Annotated in this window: 16 protein-coding genes; 7 read left to right on the top strand and 9 right to left on the bottom strand. The window is 57.6% G+C overall.

What is annotated here, in order from left to right:
- The 3 genes from CXF97_RS07330 to CXF97_RS07320 all read left to right on the top strand — a co-directional run.
- A partial coding sequence (locus tag CXF97_RS07330; protein ID WP_178081159.1) for an RHS repeat-associated core domain-containing protein occupies nucleotides 1–595 on the top strand: 595 nt, incomplete at its 5' end.
- Complete coding sequence (locus CXF97_RS07325) at nucleotides 592–978, top strand: hypothetical protein (RefSeq protein ID WP_101157549.1); 387 nt, start codon at nucleotides 592–594, stop codon at nucleotides 976–978. The genes CXF97_RS07330 and CXF97_RS07325, both read left to right, overlap by 4 nt.
- An 83-nt stretch (nucleotides 979–1,061) precedes the next feature.
- On the top strand, nucleotides 1,062–1,484 hold the full coding sequence (locus tag CXF97_RS07320) for a hypothetical protein (RefSeq protein WP_256589724.1): 423 nt from the start codon (nucleotides 1,062–1,064) through the stop codon (nucleotides 1,482–1,484).
- A gap of 111 nt (nucleotides 1,485–1,595) precedes the next feature.
- Here the strand turns inward: CXF97_RS07320 and CXF97_RS07315 are convergent, their stop codons facing one another.
- Together CXF97_RS07315 and CXF97_RS07310 are read right to left on the bottom strand one after the other, a co-directional pair.
- A complete protein-coding gene (locus CXF97_RS07315) occupies nucleotides 1,596–3,377 on the bottom strand; it encodes a bifunctional diguanylate cyclase/phosphodiesterase (RefSeq protein ID WP_101157547.1) in 1,782 nt (593 codons plus the stop codon).
- Nucleotides 3,378–3,495: 118 nt separating this feature from the next.
- The gene (locus CXF97_RS07310; RefSeq protein ID WP_178081158.1) at nucleotides 3,496–5,580 is read right to left on the bottom strand and encodes a carboxy terminal-processing peptidase; all 2,085 of its coding nucleotides are present in this window, start codon (nucleotides 5,578–5,580) and stop codon (nucleotides 3,496–3,498) included.
- A gap of 138 nt (nucleotides 5,581–5,718) precedes the next feature.
- On the opposite strand from CXF97_RS07310, the gene CXF97_RS07305 reads away from it, so the two are divergent.
- Complete coding sequence (locus tag CXF97_RS07305) at nucleotides 5,719–6,681, top strand: zinc-binding dehydrogenase (RefSeq protein WP_101157543.1); 963 nt, start codon at nucleotides 5,719–5,721, stop codon at nucleotides 6,679–6,681.
- Nucleotides 6,682–6,798: 117 nt separating this feature from the next.
- Here the strand turns inward: CXF97_RS07305 and CXF97_RS07300 are convergent, their stop codons facing one another.
- The 6 genes from CXF97_RS07300 to CXF97_RS07270 form a co-directional block, all read right to left on the bottom strand.
- Nucleotides 6,799–7,452 carry an HAD family phosphatase gene (locus CXF97_RS07300; protein ID WP_101157542.1) on the bottom strand — a complete coding sequence of 218 codons (654 nt, stop codon included), beginning with the start codon at nucleotides 7,450–7,452 and terminating at the stop codon, nucleotides 6,799–6,801.
- Between the two features lie 34 nt (nucleotides 7,453–7,486).
- Nucleotides 7,487–8,476 carry an ABC transporter ATP-binding protein gene (locus tag CXF97_RS07295; protein WP_101157540.1) on the bottom strand — a complete coding sequence of 330 codons (990 nt, stop codon included), beginning with the start codon at nucleotides 8,474–8,476 and terminating at the stop codon, nucleotides 7,487–7,489.
- Nucleotides 8,473–9,273 (bottom strand): ABC transporter permease, encoded by an 801-nt coding sequence (locus CXF97_RS07290; protein ID WP_016773742.1) that lies wholly within the window; start codon nucleotides 9,271–9,273, stop codon nucleotides 8,473–8,475. Before CXF97_RS07290 ends, CXF97_RS07295 begins: the two co-directional genes overlap by 4 nt.
- Entirely contained in the window at nucleotides 9,260–10,123 is an 864-nt protein-coding gene (locus CXF97_RS07285; protein WP_178081157.1) for an ABC transporter permease subunit, read from the bottom strand. The genes CXF97_RS07290 and CXF97_RS07285 overlap by 14 nt, the downstream gene beginning before the upstream one ends.
- On the bottom strand, nucleotides 10,102–10,908 hold the full coding sequence (locus CXF97_RS07280; protein ID WP_101157536.1) for an alkaline phosphatase family protein: 807 nt from the start codon (nucleotides 10,906–10,908) through the stop codon (nucleotides 10,102–10,104). Before CXF97_RS07280 ends, CXF97_RS07285 begins: the two co-directional genes overlap by 22 nt.
- Before the next feature lie 133 nt (nucleotides 10,909–11,041).
- Entirely contained in the window at nucleotides 11,042–12,109 is a 1,068-nt protein-coding gene (locus CXF97_RS07270) for an ABC transporter substrate-binding protein (protein WP_101157534.1), read from the bottom strand.
- A gap of 348 nt (nucleotides 12,110–12,457) precedes the next feature.
- Here CXF97_RS07270 and phnR point away from each other — a divergent pair, with 348 nt between their 5' ends.
- Complete coding sequence (gene phnR, locus CXF97_RS07265; RefSeq protein ID WP_101157532.1) at nucleotides 12,458–13,171, top strand: phosphonate utilization transcriptional regulator PhnR; 714 nt, start codon at nucleotides 12,458–12,460, stop codon at nucleotides 13,169–13,171.
- A gap of 211 nt (nucleotides 13,172–13,382) precedes the next feature.
- Here the strand turns inward: phnR and CXF97_RS07260 are convergent, their stop codons facing one another.
- On the bottom strand, nucleotides 13,383–14,717 hold the full coding sequence (locus CXF97_RS07260; RefSeq protein ID WP_101157530.1) for an amidohydrolase: 1,335 nt from the start codon (nucleotides 14,715–14,717) through the stop codon (nucleotides 13,383–13,385).
- Nucleotides 14,718–15,021: 304 nt separating this feature from the next.
- Between CXF97_RS07260 and CXF97_RS07255 the strand changes: the two genes are divergently transcribed.
- A complete protein-coding gene (locus CXF97_RS07255) occupies nucleotides 15,022–16,932 on the top strand; it encodes an S-type pyocin domain-containing protein (protein ID WP_101157528.1) in 1,911 nt (636 codons plus the stop codon).
- The gene (locus tag CXF97_RS07250) at nucleotides 16,932–17,186 is read left to right on the top strand and encodes a bacteriocin immunity protein (RefSeq protein WP_101157526.1); all 255 of its coding nucleotides are present in this window, start codon (nucleotides 16,932–16,934) and stop codon (nucleotides 17,184–17,186) included. The genes CXF97_RS07255 and CXF97_RS07250 overlap by 1 nt, the downstream gene beginning before the upstream one ends.
- Nucleotides 17,187–17,191 lie beyond the last annotated feature (5 nt).

The following is a 17,191-nucleotide window of genomic DNA, read 5'->3' as shown; positions in this document are numbered from 1 at the left end:
CTACAACCGGCATCGGTATTACGACCCGAGATTGGGGCGGTATCTGACCCCGGACCCGGTGAAGCTCGCGGGTGGGTTGAATCAATACCAGTACGTGCCGAATCCGACGGGGTGGGTGGATCCGTTGGGGTTGAACGGATGCCCGCCAGATGGAGACGGAACAGGGAATCCAACGGCGCCATGCGGGAATGCAAAGGTTGATACCAGAGAGCCTCTTCCTCCGGATATAGAATGGTCGAGTCCTAGCGTTAAACGAGCTTCTGCGCTGCTGGATCAAGGGGCTAAGGATGTTACTGTTAACAGTCGAGCGGAAGCTGAAGAATTGTTCAGAGGGAAATACTTAGGTCAAGGATATAGAAATGCTGAAGAGTTCAATTCCGTTACCGCCAAAGACTATTTCCAAACGCCCTTTGGGAAAGAATCGTACTACCACTGGGATGACACAGCTGTATCTAATGTCGTAAATCGAAAAGTTTACATGGCAAATCATAGTCCTAACGATCCGCATGCTGTAATGCCTCATCTACAATTGCACCCAAAGGACGGCAAAGTAATCCGAATTTACTGGCCAAACTCATTTGCAGGTCAAAAATGAAACAGCAGAAGAAAATCGCTCGTAGCGTATGGTATGGACTCGAAGGGGCGAGCTACGACAATATTGCGCAAGAACTTCCGTGCAAAGATCACTCAAGTCGAAAATGGGTCTCAATATATGCTAACTACAAATATTCATTCTCAGGCGACCCGCATCAATATTACGATTTTATTCATAAATCGAAAGGGTTTAGGTTTTCGATTGTAGTGTTTACTGTGGCAATTAAACAAATTGACTGCAGTGATGGTATTGATGATCGGGATATCGTCATATTAAATTTTGTGCCTGTTAATGCTGAGGAGGATATCTATACGGTTTTGGAACGGCTCGCGATCGACCCGGAATTGTTCTGCCCTCCATGGCGGTGCGGGTATCCGATTTGAGTAGTCCATTACCACCGTCGGCGTAGAGCACACAATGCGATGTTGATGAAGTCTGTGAACTATGGAGTTCACACGAGAGTAATATGGGGCGAGCCTCATCAAACGGGAAAATAAGCAACCACAAAGTGATTTCTAGAAAAGTATGGTGGGGGCTGGAAGCTAGAAATTACACAGAGATAGCCCAAGAGATGCCTTCGCATGATCGTTCGCTTCGGAAATGGGCTGCCATTTATGCTGTGTATCACTTGAATTTTATGGATAGGCACCCAGGAGAACGCTATTACGACTTCCTTGAGGATTCCAAGAGCTCTAAGTTCGTCTTCGTTGAGTTCACTGTGCCAGTTCATATTTTGGAAACCAGAGATAGTTTTGGTGCTAGCGATACCACAATTACAAGGCTGCAAAAAATGGAAACTGAGGACGAAATAAATGCCTTCCTTGAATTGAATGGGATCAATCCAGAGTTGTTCGTTCCCCCTTGGGCTTGCGACTATCCGATAGATTGAGAATTAGTCGTGACTACTTACTACCCTTCCGTGTCTTGAAAGAGGGGGCATGTGATCGCTAGATTCTGATTGTGAACTAAATGGAGTTCATGATGCGCTACTGTGCCGGGTTTAACCAACTAACTGTGATGTCTGGGCCGGAGGCGCTACAGCATCGAGCAAATACACACTAAACCCCACAACATCCTTCGCATGATGCTTAGCCTGCGAAGCCATCTCCGCAAGCTGGCTGGCATCAAGCGCTGCGCAAGCCTCAGGCCGCAGATGCACCACCCCGATCGATAACGATAACAACGCAAACTCCTGCCGCACGCCTTGGCGATTGGGTGCAACGAAGCAGCCGGCCTCCAGATGCTCGGGGCGATAGAACCGGCGGCATTGGCTCTGGAAGTCGTCGAGTAGTTGGTTGAGGCGTTTGCGCCAGTCTTCGGGGCCGAGGACGAGGAGGAAGTCGTCGCCGCCGATGTGGCCGACGAAGTCGCGGGTGGGGTCGATGCGTTCGTTGAGGCATTGCGCGAGGCAGAGCAGGACTTCGTCGCCACGGCCGTAGCCGTAGATGTCGTTGAAGGGTTTGAAACTGTCAATGTCGACGTAGCAGATGATCGACTCGCGGGCCTGTTGCAGCAGGCGCGTGAGGCACTGCTGGATCGGGACGTTGCCCGGGAGCAGGGTGAGGGGATTGGCGTAGCGCGCCTGTTGGATTTTCAGTTCGGTGATCAGTTTGAGCACGTCGATCACCCGGCCGAGGCCGAGGTAACTGCCGTTGAGGGTGATGATGAAATCTTCTTCGATGCGCTGGCGGGCGCGGCTGGTGATCAGGCGGCTGACTTGCTGCAGCGACTGGCTGATTTCCACGGCGAGGAAGTCGTCGTTCATCAGGCGGCTGATCGGTTTGCGGGCGAACAGATCGGTGGCAAATGGTTTGAGCAAAGCGTCCGACAGCGAATGGCGGTGGACGATGCCGCAGGGCTGGCCTTGTTCGTCGAGCACGGCGAGCGAATTGAGGTTGGCCTGGCGGCGGAAGGCTTCCAGCACGGTGGCGGTAGGTGTTTCACGGTGCACGGCGGGTTGGTCGTTGAGCAGTGCGCTGAGGTCACTGCCTTCGTCGTTCAGCGCGACGGCGCTGCTGTCGTGTTTGGGCATCATCGCACGAGCGTCGCGGGATGGATGTTCCTGAGGGCGGCCGAGCAGGTAACCCTGGACCAGATCGACGCCCATTTCAGTCAGTACCGCGAGTTCTTCCGGTAGCTCGATGCCCTCGGCAATGACTTGCGCGCGCGAGGCTTTGGCGATTTGCAGGATCGAGCCAACGAACTCTCTTTTCAACGCATCCTGATGAATGCCATCAATGAAGTGCCGGTCGATCTTCACGTAATCCGGACGCAATTCCGACCATAGGCGCAGGCTCGAATACCCTGCACCCAAGTCGTCCAGCGCAATGGAAAAACCCATCGCCCGATAGTGATGCAGAGCGGTTTGCAGCAACTGAAAGTCATCGATCGGGGTCTGCTCGGTGAGCTCGATGACCACCTGGCTCGGCGCAATGCCCAAGTCCTGCAGCAATTGCAAGGTACGCCCGGGTTGGTGCGCGGCTTCGAGCAAGGACTCCGGCGAAACGTTGAGAAATAGCTTGCCGGGCAATTGCTGCTCATTGAAGCGGCGGCAGGCGCTTTGTCGGCAGGCGATTTCCAGTTCGCTCAATCGTCCGGCCTGTCGCGCCACGGCGAACAGGGCAATCGGCGAGTGAAGAGGGCTGTTGGACGGCCCACGGGTCAGGGCTTCGTAACCGAGAATGCGGCGTTCTGAGAGACAGATGATCGGCTGGAACAGGCTGTGTAAACCGCTTTGAGTCAGGATCGAGCTCAAGGCGCTCAGCTGTTCGGTCGTGGTCATGGCAATCTCTGGCGATAAAAAAAGGACCGGGAGCGCTTGCTCTCGGTCCTTTATTGCACGACAGAATGATGACTGTTTGATGACGATCCGGGGATCGTCAGCACTAAATTGCCATCACTTACTTCTTGGCGACTTGATTGCTCAGCTTCAGGTAATCCAGCAGCACGCGCCCGGTTTCGCTCAGGTAGGCATCGTCTTCCGGTTTGACCTTGTCCGGCTCGGCAGCGGCCAGTGCGTCTTCGTCTTCTTTCTTCAGCTCTTTGAGCGGTTCTTCGCCTTTGGCCTTGCGACGGATGTTCTCCATAGCCAGTTGCTTGGCGTCGATATCGGCGTGCTGGGCACGACGCTCTGCTTCGTTGAGGCTGACGGTTTTTTCTTCCATCAGTTTCTGTGCCAGGGCGAGTTTGTCGCGAATGAACACGAACTCGGCATCCTTGTTGGTGCGCGCATCATGTTCGGACTTCAGCTGGGCCAGGAACGGCTTGAACGGATCGGCTGCCGGTTTGATCGCCGCGCGGATGGTGTCCCACGGCATGGCTTCCGGCAGGGCGCTCTCACCGATTTCCTTGGTGTCGATCAGCGACGGGTAGTCGATGTCCGGCAGCACGCCCTGATGCTGGGTGCTCTGCCCGGAGACGCGGTAGAACTTGGCCAGGGTCAGTTTCAGTTCGCCATGGTTCAGCGGCTGAATGGTCTGCACGGTGCCTTTGCCGAAGGTCTGGCCACCGATGATCAGCGCGCGATGATAGTCCTGCATGGCGCCGGCAAAGATTTCCGAAGCCGAGGCGGACAGGCGGTTGACCAACAGCGCCATCGGGCCTTTGTAGAACGCGCCCGGATTTTCATCTTCGAGCACGTCGACACGGCCATCGGCATTACGCACCAGCACGGTCGGACCCTTGTCGATGAACAGACTGGTCAGCTCGGTGGCTTCCTGCAGGGAACCGCCTCCGTTGTTGCGCAGGTCGATGACCACGCCGTCGACCTTGTCTTTCTGCAGTTCGGTGAGCAGCTTCTTGACGTCGCGGGTGGTGCTCTTGTAATCCGGGTCACCTGCACGGAAGGCCTTGAAGTCGAGGTAGAAGGCCGGGATTTCGATCACGCCAAGTTTGTAGTCCTTGCCGTCCTGTTTCAGGCTGAGGATCGACTTCTTCACGGCCTGATCTTCGAGCTTCACCGCTTCACGGGTGATCGGCACGATCTTGGTGGTCTGGTCGTTCGGCGCATTGCTCGCCGGGATCACTTCCAGTCGCACCACGGTACCTTTCGGGCCGCGGATCAATTTCACCACTTCGTCCAGGCGCCAGCCGACCACGTCGACCATCTCCTTGTTGCCCTGGGCAACGCCGATGATCTTGTCGGCCGGAGCAACCTGCTTGGTCTTGTCGGCCGGGCCTGCCGGCACCAGACGCACGACCTTCACTTGATCGTTATCGCTCTGCAACACGGCGCCGATGCCCTCAAGGGACAGACTCATGTTGATGTCGAAGTTTTCCGCGTTATCCGGCGACAGATAGTTGGTATGCGGATCGTAGGACATGGCGAAGGTGTTGATGTACGCCTGGAAGATGTCCTCGGCACGGGTCTGGTCGAGGCGCGCCAACTGGTTCTTGTAGCGCTTGGTCAGGGTTTCCTGGATCTGCTTCGGCTCTTTGCCGGCGATCTTCTGGCGCAGCACTTCGTCCTTGACGCGTTTGCGCCACAGGTCATCGAGTTCTGCGGTGGACTTGAGCCAAGGTGCGTCCTTGCGATCGATCAGCAAGGTCTCCCTGGTGTTGAAGTCCATCTTGTCGACGCCTTTGTTCAGCTCGGCAAGGGCAAAGTCCAGACGCGCTTTGACGCGGTCCAGATAGCGCTTGTAGATGGTGAACCCGGCGTTGAGGTCGCCGCTCTTGAGAAAGTCGTCGAACTGGGTTTTCCACTTGTCGAATTCAGCGATATCGCTGGCCATGAAGTAGCTGCGCGACGGGTCGAGCAGCTTGATGTAGCTGTCGTAGATGATCACCGAGCGCGCATCGTCGAGCGGCGGCTTGCTGTAGTGGTGACGCTTGAGCAACTCGACGACGTTCAGGCTGGCGATGACTTCATCGCGATCAGGCTGCAACTTGTCCCAGCTGTTGGCTGCGAATGTGGTGCCCGACACCGGCAACAGGCCGATACCGATGAATAGAGCGAGGGCGGTGCTGGGGAGCAGATGCTTCATGCTGATTCGACGCGGGGACAATTGATAACGCATATTAGGCCGTCTTTGAAGTCGCCGGTTCTTTGAGAGCCGGTCGCATAATGCAAAAAGCCCGGCGCTACAGCTTCGGGCTCAGTCCAGACTCACTATGGAGGCAGTGTGAAGGCATTGCAAGGCGTTGAAGGTCAAGTGGCATGGGTTGAAGAGCCGAGTCCTACATGTGATGTAGGACAAGTCCGCATCCGTGTGGCGGCAGCCGGCCTCAATCGCGCCGATTTATTACAGAAGGCAGGGCTTTATCCGCCGCCGCCCGGGGCCAGCCAAGTGCTCGGTCTTGAGTGCTCAGGGGTGATCAGCGAGGTCGGTGCGGGCTCGTCCTGGCAGGTCGGCGATCGGGTTTGCGCCTTACTGGCCGGAGGCGGCATGGCCGAAGAAGTGGTCGTCGACGGACGGCATGTGCTGCCGGTGCCCGAGGGTGTTTCGCTGATCGAGGCGGCGGCATTGCCTGAGGTGTACGCCACCGTCTGGCTGAATGTGTTTCAACTTGCAGCGCTGAAACCCGGTGAGAAAATTCTCCTGCACGCCGGCGCAAGTGGAATCGGTTCAGCGGCCATTCAGCTGTGCAAGGCGTTTGGTAACCCGTGCTGGGTCAGCGTCGGCTCCGCCGAGCGCCTGGCTTACTGCGAAACACTGGGTGCCCAGGGCGGCGTGGTGCGTACCGATGATCTGGAGAGCCTGCGCGACTTCGGACCGTTTGATGTGATTCTCGACCCGGTAGGCGGCAATTATTCAGCATTGAACCTCAAGCTGATGGCGCTGGACGGGCGTTGGGTGTTGATCGGGTTGATGGGCGGGCGTGAGGCGAAACTGGATCTGGCGCAGGTGTTGGCCAAGCGCGTGCAACTGCTGGGTTCGACGCTGCGCAGCCGTGACGATCAGTTCAAGGCTGATCTGCTCAGCGATCTGGGCCAGCATGTCTGGCCGCTGTTTGCCGAGGGTCGCTTGCGTGCGCAACTGGCCAGAGCGTTTGCGGTGAAGGATGCCGAAGTGGCGTTTGCCGCGTTGGCGAGCAATACGGTGGCGGGCAAGCTGGTGTTGGTGATTGACGACAATCTGTGCTGACAATGCCAAACCCCTGTGGGAGCGGGCTTGCTCGCGAAGGCGTCGTGTCAGTCAACATCGATGTTGAATGAACAATCGCCTTCGCGAGCAAACCCGCTCCCACATTTGGATCTTCGGTCATTTCCAGAGATGGATCGGCCAGCCGGATTTTTCCGCGTGCTCAAGCAGTACCGGATCCGGATTGACCACGTGCGGAAAATCCACCTTCAGCAACAGCGGCAGGTCATTGCGCGAATCTGAATAGAAACTCGCGCCTTCGAGGTTTTCTTCTTCGGCATCGAGCCATTCCAGCAAACGGGTGATTTTGCCCTCACGGTAAGTCAGGGTTCCAACAGTGTTGCCGCTGTACACGCCATGGGCGACTTCCAGTTCGATGGCCAATATCTCGTCAATGCCCAGGCGATCGGCAATTGGCCGCACCAAGTGGGTGCCCGAGGCCGAAATCACCAGAATCCGGTCGCCAGCCTTGCGGTGGGCAGCGATGGTTTTGGTGGCGTCGCTGAAGATGATCGGTTCGATGAAGTCTTCAACCCAAGGCCCGACCAGGTGCTCGACTTCTTCCGGCGTGCGGCCGATCAGCGGTTCGAGACTGAAGTCCATGTACTCTTCCATCCGCAATTTGCCGTGGCTGTACGCGTCCATCAGCTCGTTGTTGCGGCGCATGAACGACTCGGGATCGACCCAGCCCAGGCGCCCCATCTGCTCGCTCCATAGAGTGGCGCAGTCGCCGTGAATCAAGGTTTCGTCCAGATCAAAAATTGCCAGGGCCATCAGTGCAGTTCTCTCTTCAACGTCAGCAAAGTCATCAGGCTACCTCACACAAGGCCGTCGGATCGATGGAAAGTGCCAGGCGTTGTCCGTCGGGATGCAGATCGGCGGCGGAACGGTTGAGCACATCGACCACCAGTTCCACGCCGCGTGCTTCGACGCGATAACGAATGACATTGCCGAGCAGGCTGTGGCTGCGGATCTGCGCGTCGAGTTCGCCGTCGAGGCTCAGTTCGATGGCTTCAGGGCGGATGGCGATGCGATGGTTGATTGGCCGCTGCAACAGCTTTGAGGCAGCATCGGCGTCGAGCAGGTTGTAGTTGCCAATGAAGCCAGCGGCGAATACATCGACTGGCGCGGTATAGAGGGTTTCGGCGTCGCCGCTCTGGACGATCCTTCCTTGATTCATCAGGAAAATCCGATCGGACATGGTCAGCGCTTCTTCCTGATCATGGGTGACGAAGATCGTGGTCAGGCCAAGTTCACGCTGAATCTGGCGAATCTGCTCGCGCAGGTGTTTGCGAATCCGCGCGTCGAGGGCCGACAGCGGCTCGTCCAGCAGCAACAGGCGCGGGCGTGTCACCAGCGAACGGGCAAGGGCAACACGTTGGCATTGACCACCGGAAAGCTGATGCGGGTAGCGGCTGGCGAAGTCGTGCAGTTCAACCAGTTTCAACACTTCAGAGACGCGTTTGTGGCTGTCATCGGCGTTGACCTTTTGCATGCGCAGGCCGAAGGCGACGTTCTGTTCGACGGTCATGTTGGGGAATAGCGCGTAACTCTGAAAGACCATGCCGATCCCGCGTTTCTGCGGACTCAACGGCACGATGTCGACGCCGTCGAGGAGGATCTGGCCGCCATCCACCGGGGTCAGCCCGGCAATGCACCTCAGCAGAGTCGACTTGCCGCACCCGGACGGGCCGAGCAGGGTGACAAACTCGCCTTTGTTGATTTCGCAATCAATGTCGCTGAACACCGTGGTGCCGGCATAACTCTTCTGCAGGTGTTGGACGCTGACGTAGCTCATTCGCTTTTGTCCTTGTTCAAGATGTTGGCGATCCAGGTCAGGACCAGCACGAAAAAGAAGTAGGAAATGACCAGCGCACTGGTGAAGTGACCGCTGCTGTTGCGCATGTTGTTCAGATAAACCTGCAGGGTTTCGTAGCGCGTGCCGACCAGAATATTGGCGAATACGAACTCACCGAAGAGGAACGAGAACGACAGCAGCAGCGCCACCATCAGCCCCTTGCGCAGGTTCGGCAATACCACCAGAAACGCCGCTTGAAAGGTGCTCGCGCCGAGCAATTGCGCAGCATCCATCAGGTCGCGCAGATTGATCGCTTGCAGGTTATTGGTGATCGCGCGGTACATGAACGGCAGCGCGACGGTGAAGTAGCAGCCGATCAGAATCCACGGCGTGCCGACCATCGCCATCGGCCCGGAACCGTAGAGCTGCAACAGCCCCACCGAGGACACCACCGGCGGTACCGCGAAGGGCAGCAGGATCAGGATATTCATCAGTGCATCGAGTTTCGGAAAGTAGTAATGCACGACGAACAGCAGCGGCAGGATGAGCACGACAGACAGCACCAGGGCGCCGACACAGACGATCAGCGACTGACCGAATGCGTGCAGAAAGCGCGGATCGCTCCACAGCTGGATGTACCACTTGAAGGTAAAGCCACTGGGCAGAATCGTTGCCGACCAACTGCTGGCGATCGAATAGACCAGCGTGCCCAGCAGTGGCAGCAACAGGATCGCGAACAGCAGATAGACCACGACGCGGTGGTAGAGGCCGGCCGGGCCGGATTCAGCGCGAGACATGGTAGCTCCTCTTCAACAGCAATTGATGCACAACGGTGACGATGGTCATCAACGCTACGAGTACCACGGCCAATGCGCTGGCCAGGTTGGGGTCGAGGGAAATGTCGCCGGAAACCATGGCCGCGATACGAATCGGCAGAACGTTGAAATTGCCGGTGGTCAGCGCGTAAACCGTGGCGTAGGCACCGAGGGCGTTGGCCAGCAGGATCACGAAAGTGCCGAGTAGCGCCGGGGTCAACACCGGTAGACCGATGTGCCGCCAGAACTGCCAGCCATTGGCGCCGAGCAACGCGGCGGACTCGCGCCAGTCTTCACGCAGGGCGTCGAAGGCCGGGTAAAGCAGCAGCACGCCGAGGGGAATCTGGAAATAGGTGTAAAGGATGATCAGACCGGTTTTCGAATACAGGTTGAAATCCTGAATGATCCCCGACTGCTTCAACATGATCGTGATGCTGCCGTTGAAACCGAGCAGGATGATGAAGGCGAATGCCAGCGGCACGCCGGCGAAGTTGCTGGTCATGTTGGCGAAGGCATTGACGAAGTTGCGCAGTTTCGTGTCGACCCGGTGCAGAGAGTACGCACCGAGTACGGCGATCAGGATGCCGAACACACTCGACCAGAAACTGATCTCAAGGCTGTACTGGATCGCCTGCCGGTAGAATTTCGATCCGAAGATTTTGCTGAAGTTGGCCAGGCCCCAACCGGATTCTTCCGATTGCAGGCTGTTGATCATCACCCAGACCAGTGGGGCGATTTCGAAGACGATGAAGAACAGCGCGAATGGCACCAGACACAGCGCCGCCAGCCATTTGCCGCGAATCGTGGAATTCACTTGAACAACTCCCGGCATACAGGTTTGTCGTGGGGCACGCCGAGCAGTTCGCAGACCGTGCCGCAGAGCTCGGTCTGTTTTGGTGTGGCGTCCGGGTTCAGGCTGAACGCATCGCCGAGGACGAACAGCGGTACCTGACGCTCTTCCGCCAGCAGGCCGTTGTGCGAGCGATCGTTGTTCATGCCGTGGTCGGCTGTTACCAGTATTTGGTAACCAGCGTCGAGCCAGCTCTGCAGATAGTCGGCGAGAATGATGTCCGCCGAGCGCGCGCTGTTGCGATATTGCGAACTGTCCAGGCCGTGCTTGTGCCCGGCGTCGTCGATATTCATCGGGTGGATCAGGAGAAAGTTCGGTGCATGACGCAGGCGTAGACTCTCGGCGTCGGCAAACAGGTGCGAGTCCGGGTAATGGTCGTTCCAGTAGAAATGCCCGTGCTGGATCGGCAACGCCGGATCGTTGGTGTGGCGGTCGCGCGCAGCCACGAACGGTGAGCGGTTATACAATTCGCTGACCCAGTGATATGCCGCAGCGGCGGTTTTCAGACCGGCATCGCGGGCGTAGTGATAAATGCTGCGCTGGTTGGACAAGCGCGACACGTTGTTATGGACGATGCCGCTATTGATCGGCGAAACGCCGGTGAGAATGCATTCGTAAAGCGGTCGGGACAGCGCCGGCAGTTCGCACTCCAGTTGATAGAGCGCCGCGCGTCCTGCGCCAACATAAGCCTGCAGATGCCCCAAGGCGTGACGCGCAACCTCGTAGTTGAGGCCGTCGAGCACGACAAGGATGACGTTGTGCTTCATAGGGGCAAGAACTCCGAAAACAAATCTGGAACCAATCTGTGTAGGAGCTGCCGGAGGCTGCGATCTTTTGATGTTGCTTTTAAAGGGCAAGATCAAAAGATCGCAGCCTCCGGCAGCTCCTACAGATGAACGATTACTTCATTTCGACAATGACTTCTTCGTTCCACTGCTGCGGCAGGGCTTTGGAAGTTTTTTCCCAGGCGTCGGCATCCTTGACCGGCGTGACCTTCTTGTACTGCTCGTTCGGCAGCAGCTGGGCTTTCACGTCTTCCGGCAGTTGCAGGTGTTCGGCGCGGATCGGCCGAGCGTTGCCGCGGGCGAGGTTGGTCTGGCCTGCGTCGCTGAAGATGTATTCGCGGGCCAGCTTGGCGGCGTTGGGGTTTTTCGCGTACTTGTTGATGATCGTGGTGTAGCCGGAAATCACCGAACCGTCGGACGGGATCAGCACCACGTAGTCATCCGGGTTGGCCATCTTGGCCTTGTAGCTCAGGCCGTTGAAATCCCAGACCACGCCGACTTCGATCTCGCCTTTTTCCATGGTGGCGATGGTCGGGTTGGCCATCGACAGGCGCCCCTGTTTGGCGAGGTCGGCGAACAGCAGCAGGGCAGGTTTGATGTTCTTCTCGTCACCGCCGTTGGCCAATGCCGCAGCGAGGACACCGTTGGCGGCCTGGGCGGCGGTGCTTACGTCGCCGATGGAAACCTTGTACTTGCCGGTTTTCAGGTCAGCCCATTTGGTCGGCACGTCGGAGCCGTTCAGCAGCTTCTTGTTAACGATGAAGGCGATGGTGCCGGTGTAGGCCAGTGCCCAGTTGCCGTCCTTGTCTTTGGCCCAGTCCGGAACCTGATCCCAGGTGCTTGGCTTGTACGGTTGCACCACGCCTTGCTTGACCGCGATCGGGCCGAAGGCGGCACCGACGTCGCCGATGTCGGCGGTGGCGTTGTCTTTTTCGGCGGCGAACTTGGCGATTTCCTGGGCCGAGCTCATGTCGGTGTCGATGTGCTTCAAGCCGTAATTCGCAGCCAGGTCATCCCAAGTGCCTTTCCAGTTGGCCCAGTTGTCGGGCATGCCGACACTGTTCACGGCACCTTCCGCTCTTGCCGCGGCTTCGAGGGTTTTCAGATCGGTGTCGGCCGCCATCGCGGCGGTGCACATAGCAATGGTCGAGCCTAACAGTGTTGCCAGGAAAAGCTGTTTCATTCCGAAGCTCCTTGGTGGTGTTCAACGCTGCGATTGGATTGTGTTGGTCTAGGTCAGCAATACCTGAGCCAATTTAGTCAGGCTGGATGACACTTTGATGTCTAAGGCCTTATGGCAGGTCTTTTTTCTGCCCGGGATCGGCAGCTGCCAAACAAGCGTAGACCATGACGCGGGCCCGGCAGACAAAGGACTTGGCCGATGTATTGCAAGCCATGAACGCGACCGCTGGGTAGTTTTGTCATCTGTCGGTCATCTGCACTGCCTAGGCTTGCAACATGCGAAGGCGCTTCGAGCGGCGTTCGAATTTGCCCCGAAACAGTGCTGGTCTAGTCCAGATAGGTAACGTTGATGCGCGATGAGGCAACCAAAGCGGTGACAGCGATTGGCCAGGTGCTGCAGGAGCAGATCGATCATGCGTTGCTGGTGGCCGGGAGCAAATTGCCGGCCGAACGCAAGCTCAGCGAATTGTTCGGCACCACACGGATCACCGTGCGTGAGGCGTTGTTGCAACTTGAGGCGCAGGGGCAGATTTATCGTGAGGAGCGGCGCGGCTGGTTCGTGTCGCCGCCGCGTCTGGCTTACAACCTCATGCAGCGCAGTCACTTCCACGCCATGGTCAGTGCGCAGGGGCGTGAGCCGTCGACCGAGGTGATTTCAGCGCGGTTGCAGCCGGCTTCGGCGGCGGTGTGTGCGTGGTTGCAGTTGCCGGCGCTGTCGAGCGTGATTCAGATTTGCCGCTCGCGGCGGATTGACGGGCGCCTGGTGTTGTATGTGGAGCACTATTTGAATCCGCAGTTTTTTCCGGGGATTCTCGAGTTTGATTTGAATCAGTCGATCACTGAGTTGTATGCGCGGCATTACGATTTGCACTACGGGCGGGTGCGCTTCGAGATTGTGCCGACGGCGTTGTCGGTGGATGCGGCAGCGGCGTTACGGGTGTCGGTGGGGAGCCCGGGGTTGCGGATTGCGCGGGTCAATTATGATCAGCATGGGCGGTTGATTGATTGTGATCTGGAGTTCTGGCGCCATGATGCGATTCACGTAGGGGTTGATGTGGTCTGATCTTCTGGTCGCTGCGCTCCCACGCCCCGATCAATCCCTGCGCTCAGCCTGCCGACGGGCTCCAGGACCAAAAGCGGAACTCGAGCTTGCGCTCATCGAATGTGAGAGCTGCCGAAGGCTCGGGCCGCGATCGGACGATCTGTTGATTTTGATTTCGCTGTTCTGTGGGAGCGAGCCTGCTCGCGAAAGCGCTCCCACAGTCACCCCCTATCTACTTGCCCACCCCCGCATTTCCATACAAATAATCCGTCGCCAGCGAAGCCAGTGTCCTCACCCCAACCACCAATGCCGACTCATCCACAAAGAAACCTGGATTGTGATTCGGCGCAGCCTTGCTCATGTCTTGATCCCTGGGGGTCACACCGAGAAACACAAACAGTCCCGGCGCCTCTTTGGCGAAGAACGAGAAATCTTCCGCCCCACCCACCAGCGGTCCCTGCACCACGTCATCCTTGGCCGCCCATTTCAATGTCGGCAGCATTTTCTCGGTCAGTGCCGGGTTGTTGATCGTCGGGTCATATTTTTCGATGATGGTGACGTCGGCTTTAGCGCCACCGCTTTCGGCGATTTTCTCGATGGTCTGGCGCACGTCGTTGTGCAGTTTCTGGCGGATGCCGTAGTCGTAGGAACGGATGGTCCCGGTCATGTCGAGTGATTCGGGGATGATGTTGTAGCGCGTGCCGCCGTTGATGGTGCCGATGCTGACCACCGACGGATACGAGGAAATGTCGGTGCGGCGACTGACCACGGTCTGCAGGCCGACGATGGTTTGCGCACCGACGGTGATCGGGTCAATGCCGTCCCAGGGACGGCCGGCGTGGGTTTGTTTGCCGTGAATCTTGATGCGCAGGTCGTCGGAGCTGGCCAGGGTCGGGCCGGGGCGGTAGGCGATCTGGCCGGCGGGGACGCCGGCCCAGACATGGAGGCCGAATACCGCATCGGGTTTCGGCGATTGCATCACGCCTTCTTCGACCATCATTTTTGCGCCCCAGGTGTTTTTGCCGTCGGGAATGAAGTCGCTCGGGCCTTCTTCAGCAGGCTGAAAGTAGAACACCACGGTGCCGGGCAGGGTGTCGCGCATGCCCGTCAGGATCTTTGCCGCGCTGAGCAGGATTGCGGTGTGGGCGTCGTGGCCGCAGGCGTGCATGACGTCGACTTCCTTGTCGAGATACATGCCTTTGGCTTTCGAAGCGAACGGCAAGTCGGAGACTTCCTTGACCGGCAGCGCGTCCATGTCGGCCCGCAGCGCCACGGTCGGACCGGGCAGCGCGCCTTTGAGAACCGCGACCACGCCGGTGCGGGCGACGCCGGTTTTCACTTCAAGACCCATGGCTTGCAGCTGTTTGGCGACCAGTTCAGAGGTGCGTTTCTCAGTGTTGCCGAGTTCTGGATGGGCGTGGAGATCGCGGCGGGTTTCCAGCAGTTGCGGTTCGAGCTTCTGCGCCTGCTCGGCGATTCGCGCGCGGGCGCTGTCCATTGTCGCGGCGCCGGCGTGGCTGGCGACCAGGGTGAGCAAAAGGGTCTGGGCAATACGCGTCAGTTGCATGGGCTTCTCCTTGATTATTGTTGTTGGGTTCCTTGCCTGTGACAAAGGCTTTGCACGCAAGTGCGATCGGGTCCGGAAAGCGCTATGCGCTCCGATAGATTTACGTTTGAGCATAAGTTATCAGCGAAAACTCCTACCGCTTTATCAGTTCCGTCCGGCGTGACAGATAAAACGCGGGCGATAACCATGTACCGCACCGCACAACATCTATGTCCATAAATTCCTCCAGGTGCTGGTCACGTTATTGGCTGTTTGAGGGTAACGGGTCAGTGCGACAAAACTAATGTCCATGGAGGATTTATAAATGCAGCGTAATGGAATAACGCTTCCGCCGATTGTTGTGCGTCCGGATAAACAAGACGAATATTTACATTATTTGGGTGCAGGAGACGGCTCGGGGCCAGGCATTAATTTTGCGCCGTTGGGTGAAATACTCGATATGGAAAGTATCTACAAAGATACTTCCAGAAAAATTGCTCAAGTCATCGAACATGAACTGGCAGAAGTACGGGCAGCAGGCGATCAAAGTGTATTGCCTCCTTTGGATGCGCTGGCGCGGGAGATGCGATTCAGGGATTCCCTGATCGCCAGAAAGTTTGGTGCGCTTCTTGTGGCCAAGGACGTGGCCATCGAACGTTTCGGCCACGCCCAGGTTGAAACCTTTTTCAACGGAGGTCGTTTACCGCAAGTCAATCGACGAAGCGGCAGCGTCAGCGTACGGCAGGCCTATAGCGCCTTGTTCAACGCCAAGTTAATGGTTGAAGGCATTGGCGTTTTGAACAGCCAGTCGGCCACGGTCAAGGGCATGATTGCCGTGGTGCAAGCGCAGGAAGCCGAGCGGATCGCTCAGGAGCAGGCGAGGTTGGCGGCGGAACACGCCCGGCAGGTTGCACAGGAACAGGCCCGCGTCGCTCAGGAGCAAGCGCGGCGGCTGGCCGAGGAGCTGGCGCGGCAGGCCGCCGCCAATGAACTCAGGCGGCTCGAAGAAGAGCAGGCCCGCTTGGCCGCTGAGGCGTTGGAGCGCAAGCGTGCCGAGGAACAGGCGGCGCTTGAGGCGGAAGCCGAAGCACGCAGGCTTGCTGAGGAAAAGCGCCGGCAGGACTCCTCCGGTGGGCACAGCAGCCTTTTGCGCTTTCAGGGCAATATCAGCCACGCCCAAGTGGTATTTGCGACGTCCGCTGGTGCGGTCGCGATCGCCGACAACCTGATGGCGGGTTTTGCCGCTTCGATTCGCTCGGCGGTGGCCGGTTTATCGGGGCTGGCTGCCGGCACGGCGTCCGGTCTGATGGTGGGGGTGAGTTCGTTTGTCTACTCGCCGGTGTTGGGTAATGGGGAATTGCCTGAACGCTTTCTGCTCAGCCTTCCACTGGCAGATCTGCTGCCCGGTCAACTGCCTGATCTGGACAGGCTGGCAAGCGAAAGAGCACGACTGAATCTGCCGGTACGTTTGAGCGCCCGGCCGCTGACGGGATCTCTCGCCGAACTGCTTGTCGTTCCGGTAGCGGGGACAAAACTGCCTTCCGGCGTCCGCGTGGTTGCAGCTGGTTTCAATGCAGGAAACAACACTTACAGCGCGACCCTCACTGACATCCCGCCGACAACCGCGGTCTGGACGCCCTCTGTAACGCCGGCAGACAGTTCAACGCTGTTCCCCATCGCGAATCCGGCCCCACCGCGATATACCGGCGGCAACCTCGTGCCGATTGAAGGACGGATCGACGCTCACCCAGGGCGGGGCAACATTCGTTTCGACGACTTCATTCTGGTCTTCCCACTGGAATCGGGTCTGCCACCGCAGTACGTCATGTTCCGGGATCGACGCAATGATCCAGGGGTGGCCAGTGGTCATGGAGCGCCGGTTGACGGTGGATGGCTGGAAGCGGCTACGCAAGGTGAGGGGGCGGCAATTCCCTCAAATATTGCAGATCAACTGCGAGGCAAGAATTTCAAGGATTTCAGGGCGTTCAGGGAGACTTTCTGGAAGGCGGTGAGCGCTGACGTTGAGCTGGCGATGTGGTTTGATCCAAATAGTCTCAGTGCAATGAGCAAAGGGCGGTCAGCGTTTGTGAGAGCGGGTGAGCGAGTCGGTAAACGAGTGAAATTTGAGCTGCGCCACGTCTCATCGTTATCGGACGGTGGGCAGCTGTACGATATTGATAACCTGCGTTTGCTAACTCCGAAGCAGCATTTGGCAGTTCATAAGGGAGTCGAGTAATGAAAAAGTTAATGATTAGTGATATGTCCGAAGAGCAGTTTTTGCATTTTGTACAAAAGATATGTCAATCGGATTACGCGACTGAAAAGGGGCATACCTCAGCTGTTATGGAGTTTGAACGACTGAGCGAGCATCCAGCCCGTTCCGATTTAATCTACTACCCAGAATCGGGAAAAAGCGGTCCGGAAAATATTGTGGCGGAAGTAAAAAGGTGGCGGGCCGCCGAAGGAAAACCTGGTTTCAAAGCCGGATAAAACTA

This window comes from Pseudomonas sp. Choline-02u-1 (genome assembly GCF_002836515.1).
In the GTDB taxonomy this organism is placed as follows: Bacteria; Pseudomonadota; Gammaproteobacteria; order Pseudomonadales; family Pseudomonadaceae; genus Aquipseudomonas.
Note: the sequence above shows the minus strand (reverse complement) of the source record. Positions and strands in the feature narration are given on the sequence as shown.

Excerpts from the sequence above, each read along its gene's own strand:
- CXF97_RS07250 (WP_101157526.1), top strand. The coding sequence starts at position 16,932 with ATGAAAAAGTTAATGATTAGTGATATGTCCGAAGAGCAGTTTTTGCAT.
- CXF97_RS07270 (WP_101157534.1), bottom strand. The coding sequence starts at position 12,109 with ATGAAACAGCTTTTCCTGGCAACACTGTTAGGCTCGACCATTGCTATG.
- CXF97_RS07325 (WP_101157549.1), top strand. The coding sequence starts at position 592 with ATGAAACAGCAGAAGAAAATCGCTCGTAGCGTATGGTATGGACTCGAA.
- CXF97_RS07310 (WP_178081158.1), bottom strand. The coding sequence starts at position 5,580 with ATGAAGCATCTGCTCCCCAGCACCGCCCTCGCTCTATTCATCGGTATC.
- CXF97_RS07255 (WP_101157528.1), top strand. The coding sequence starts at position 15,022 with ATGCAGCGTAATGGAATAACGCTTCCGCCGATTGTTGTGCGTCCGGAT.
- CXF97_RS07295 (WP_101157540.1), bottom strand. The coding sequence starts at position 8,476 with ATGAGCTACGTCAGCGTCCAACACCTGCAGAAGAGTTATGCCGGCACC.
- phnR (WP_101157532.1), top strand. The coding sequence starts at position 12,458 with ATGCGCGATGAGGCAACCAAAGCGGTGACAGCGATTGGCCAGGTGCTG.
- CXF97_RS07320 (WP_256589724.1), top strand. The coding sequence starts at position 1,062 with ATGGGGCGAGCCTCATCAAACGGGAAAATAAGCAACCACAAAGTGATT.
- CXF97_RS07280 (WP_101157536.1), bottom strand. The coding sequence starts at position 10,908 with ATGAAGCACAACGTCATCCTTGTCGTGCTCGACGGCCTCAACTACGAG.
- CXF97_RS07285 (WP_178081157.1), bottom strand. The coding sequence starts at position 10,123 with ATGCCGGGAGTTGTTCAAGTGAATTCCACGATTCGCGGCAAATGGCTG.
- CXF97_RS07260 (WP_101157530.1), bottom strand. The coding sequence starts at position 14,717 with ATGCAACTGACGCGTATTGCCCAGACCCTTTTGCTCACCCTGGTCGCC.
- CXF97_RS07315 (WP_101157547.1), bottom strand. The coding sequence starts at position 3,377 with ATGACCACGACCGAACAGCTGAGCGCCTTGAGCTCGATCCTGACTCAA.
- CXF97_RS07300 (WP_101157542.1), bottom strand. The coding sequence starts at position 7,452 with ATGGCCCTGGCAATTTTTGATCTGGACGAAACCTTGATTCACGGCGAC.
- CXF97_RS07290 (WP_016773742.1), bottom strand. The coding sequence starts at position 9,273 with ATGTCTCGCGCTGAATCCGGCCCGGCCGGCCTCTACCACCGCGTCGTG.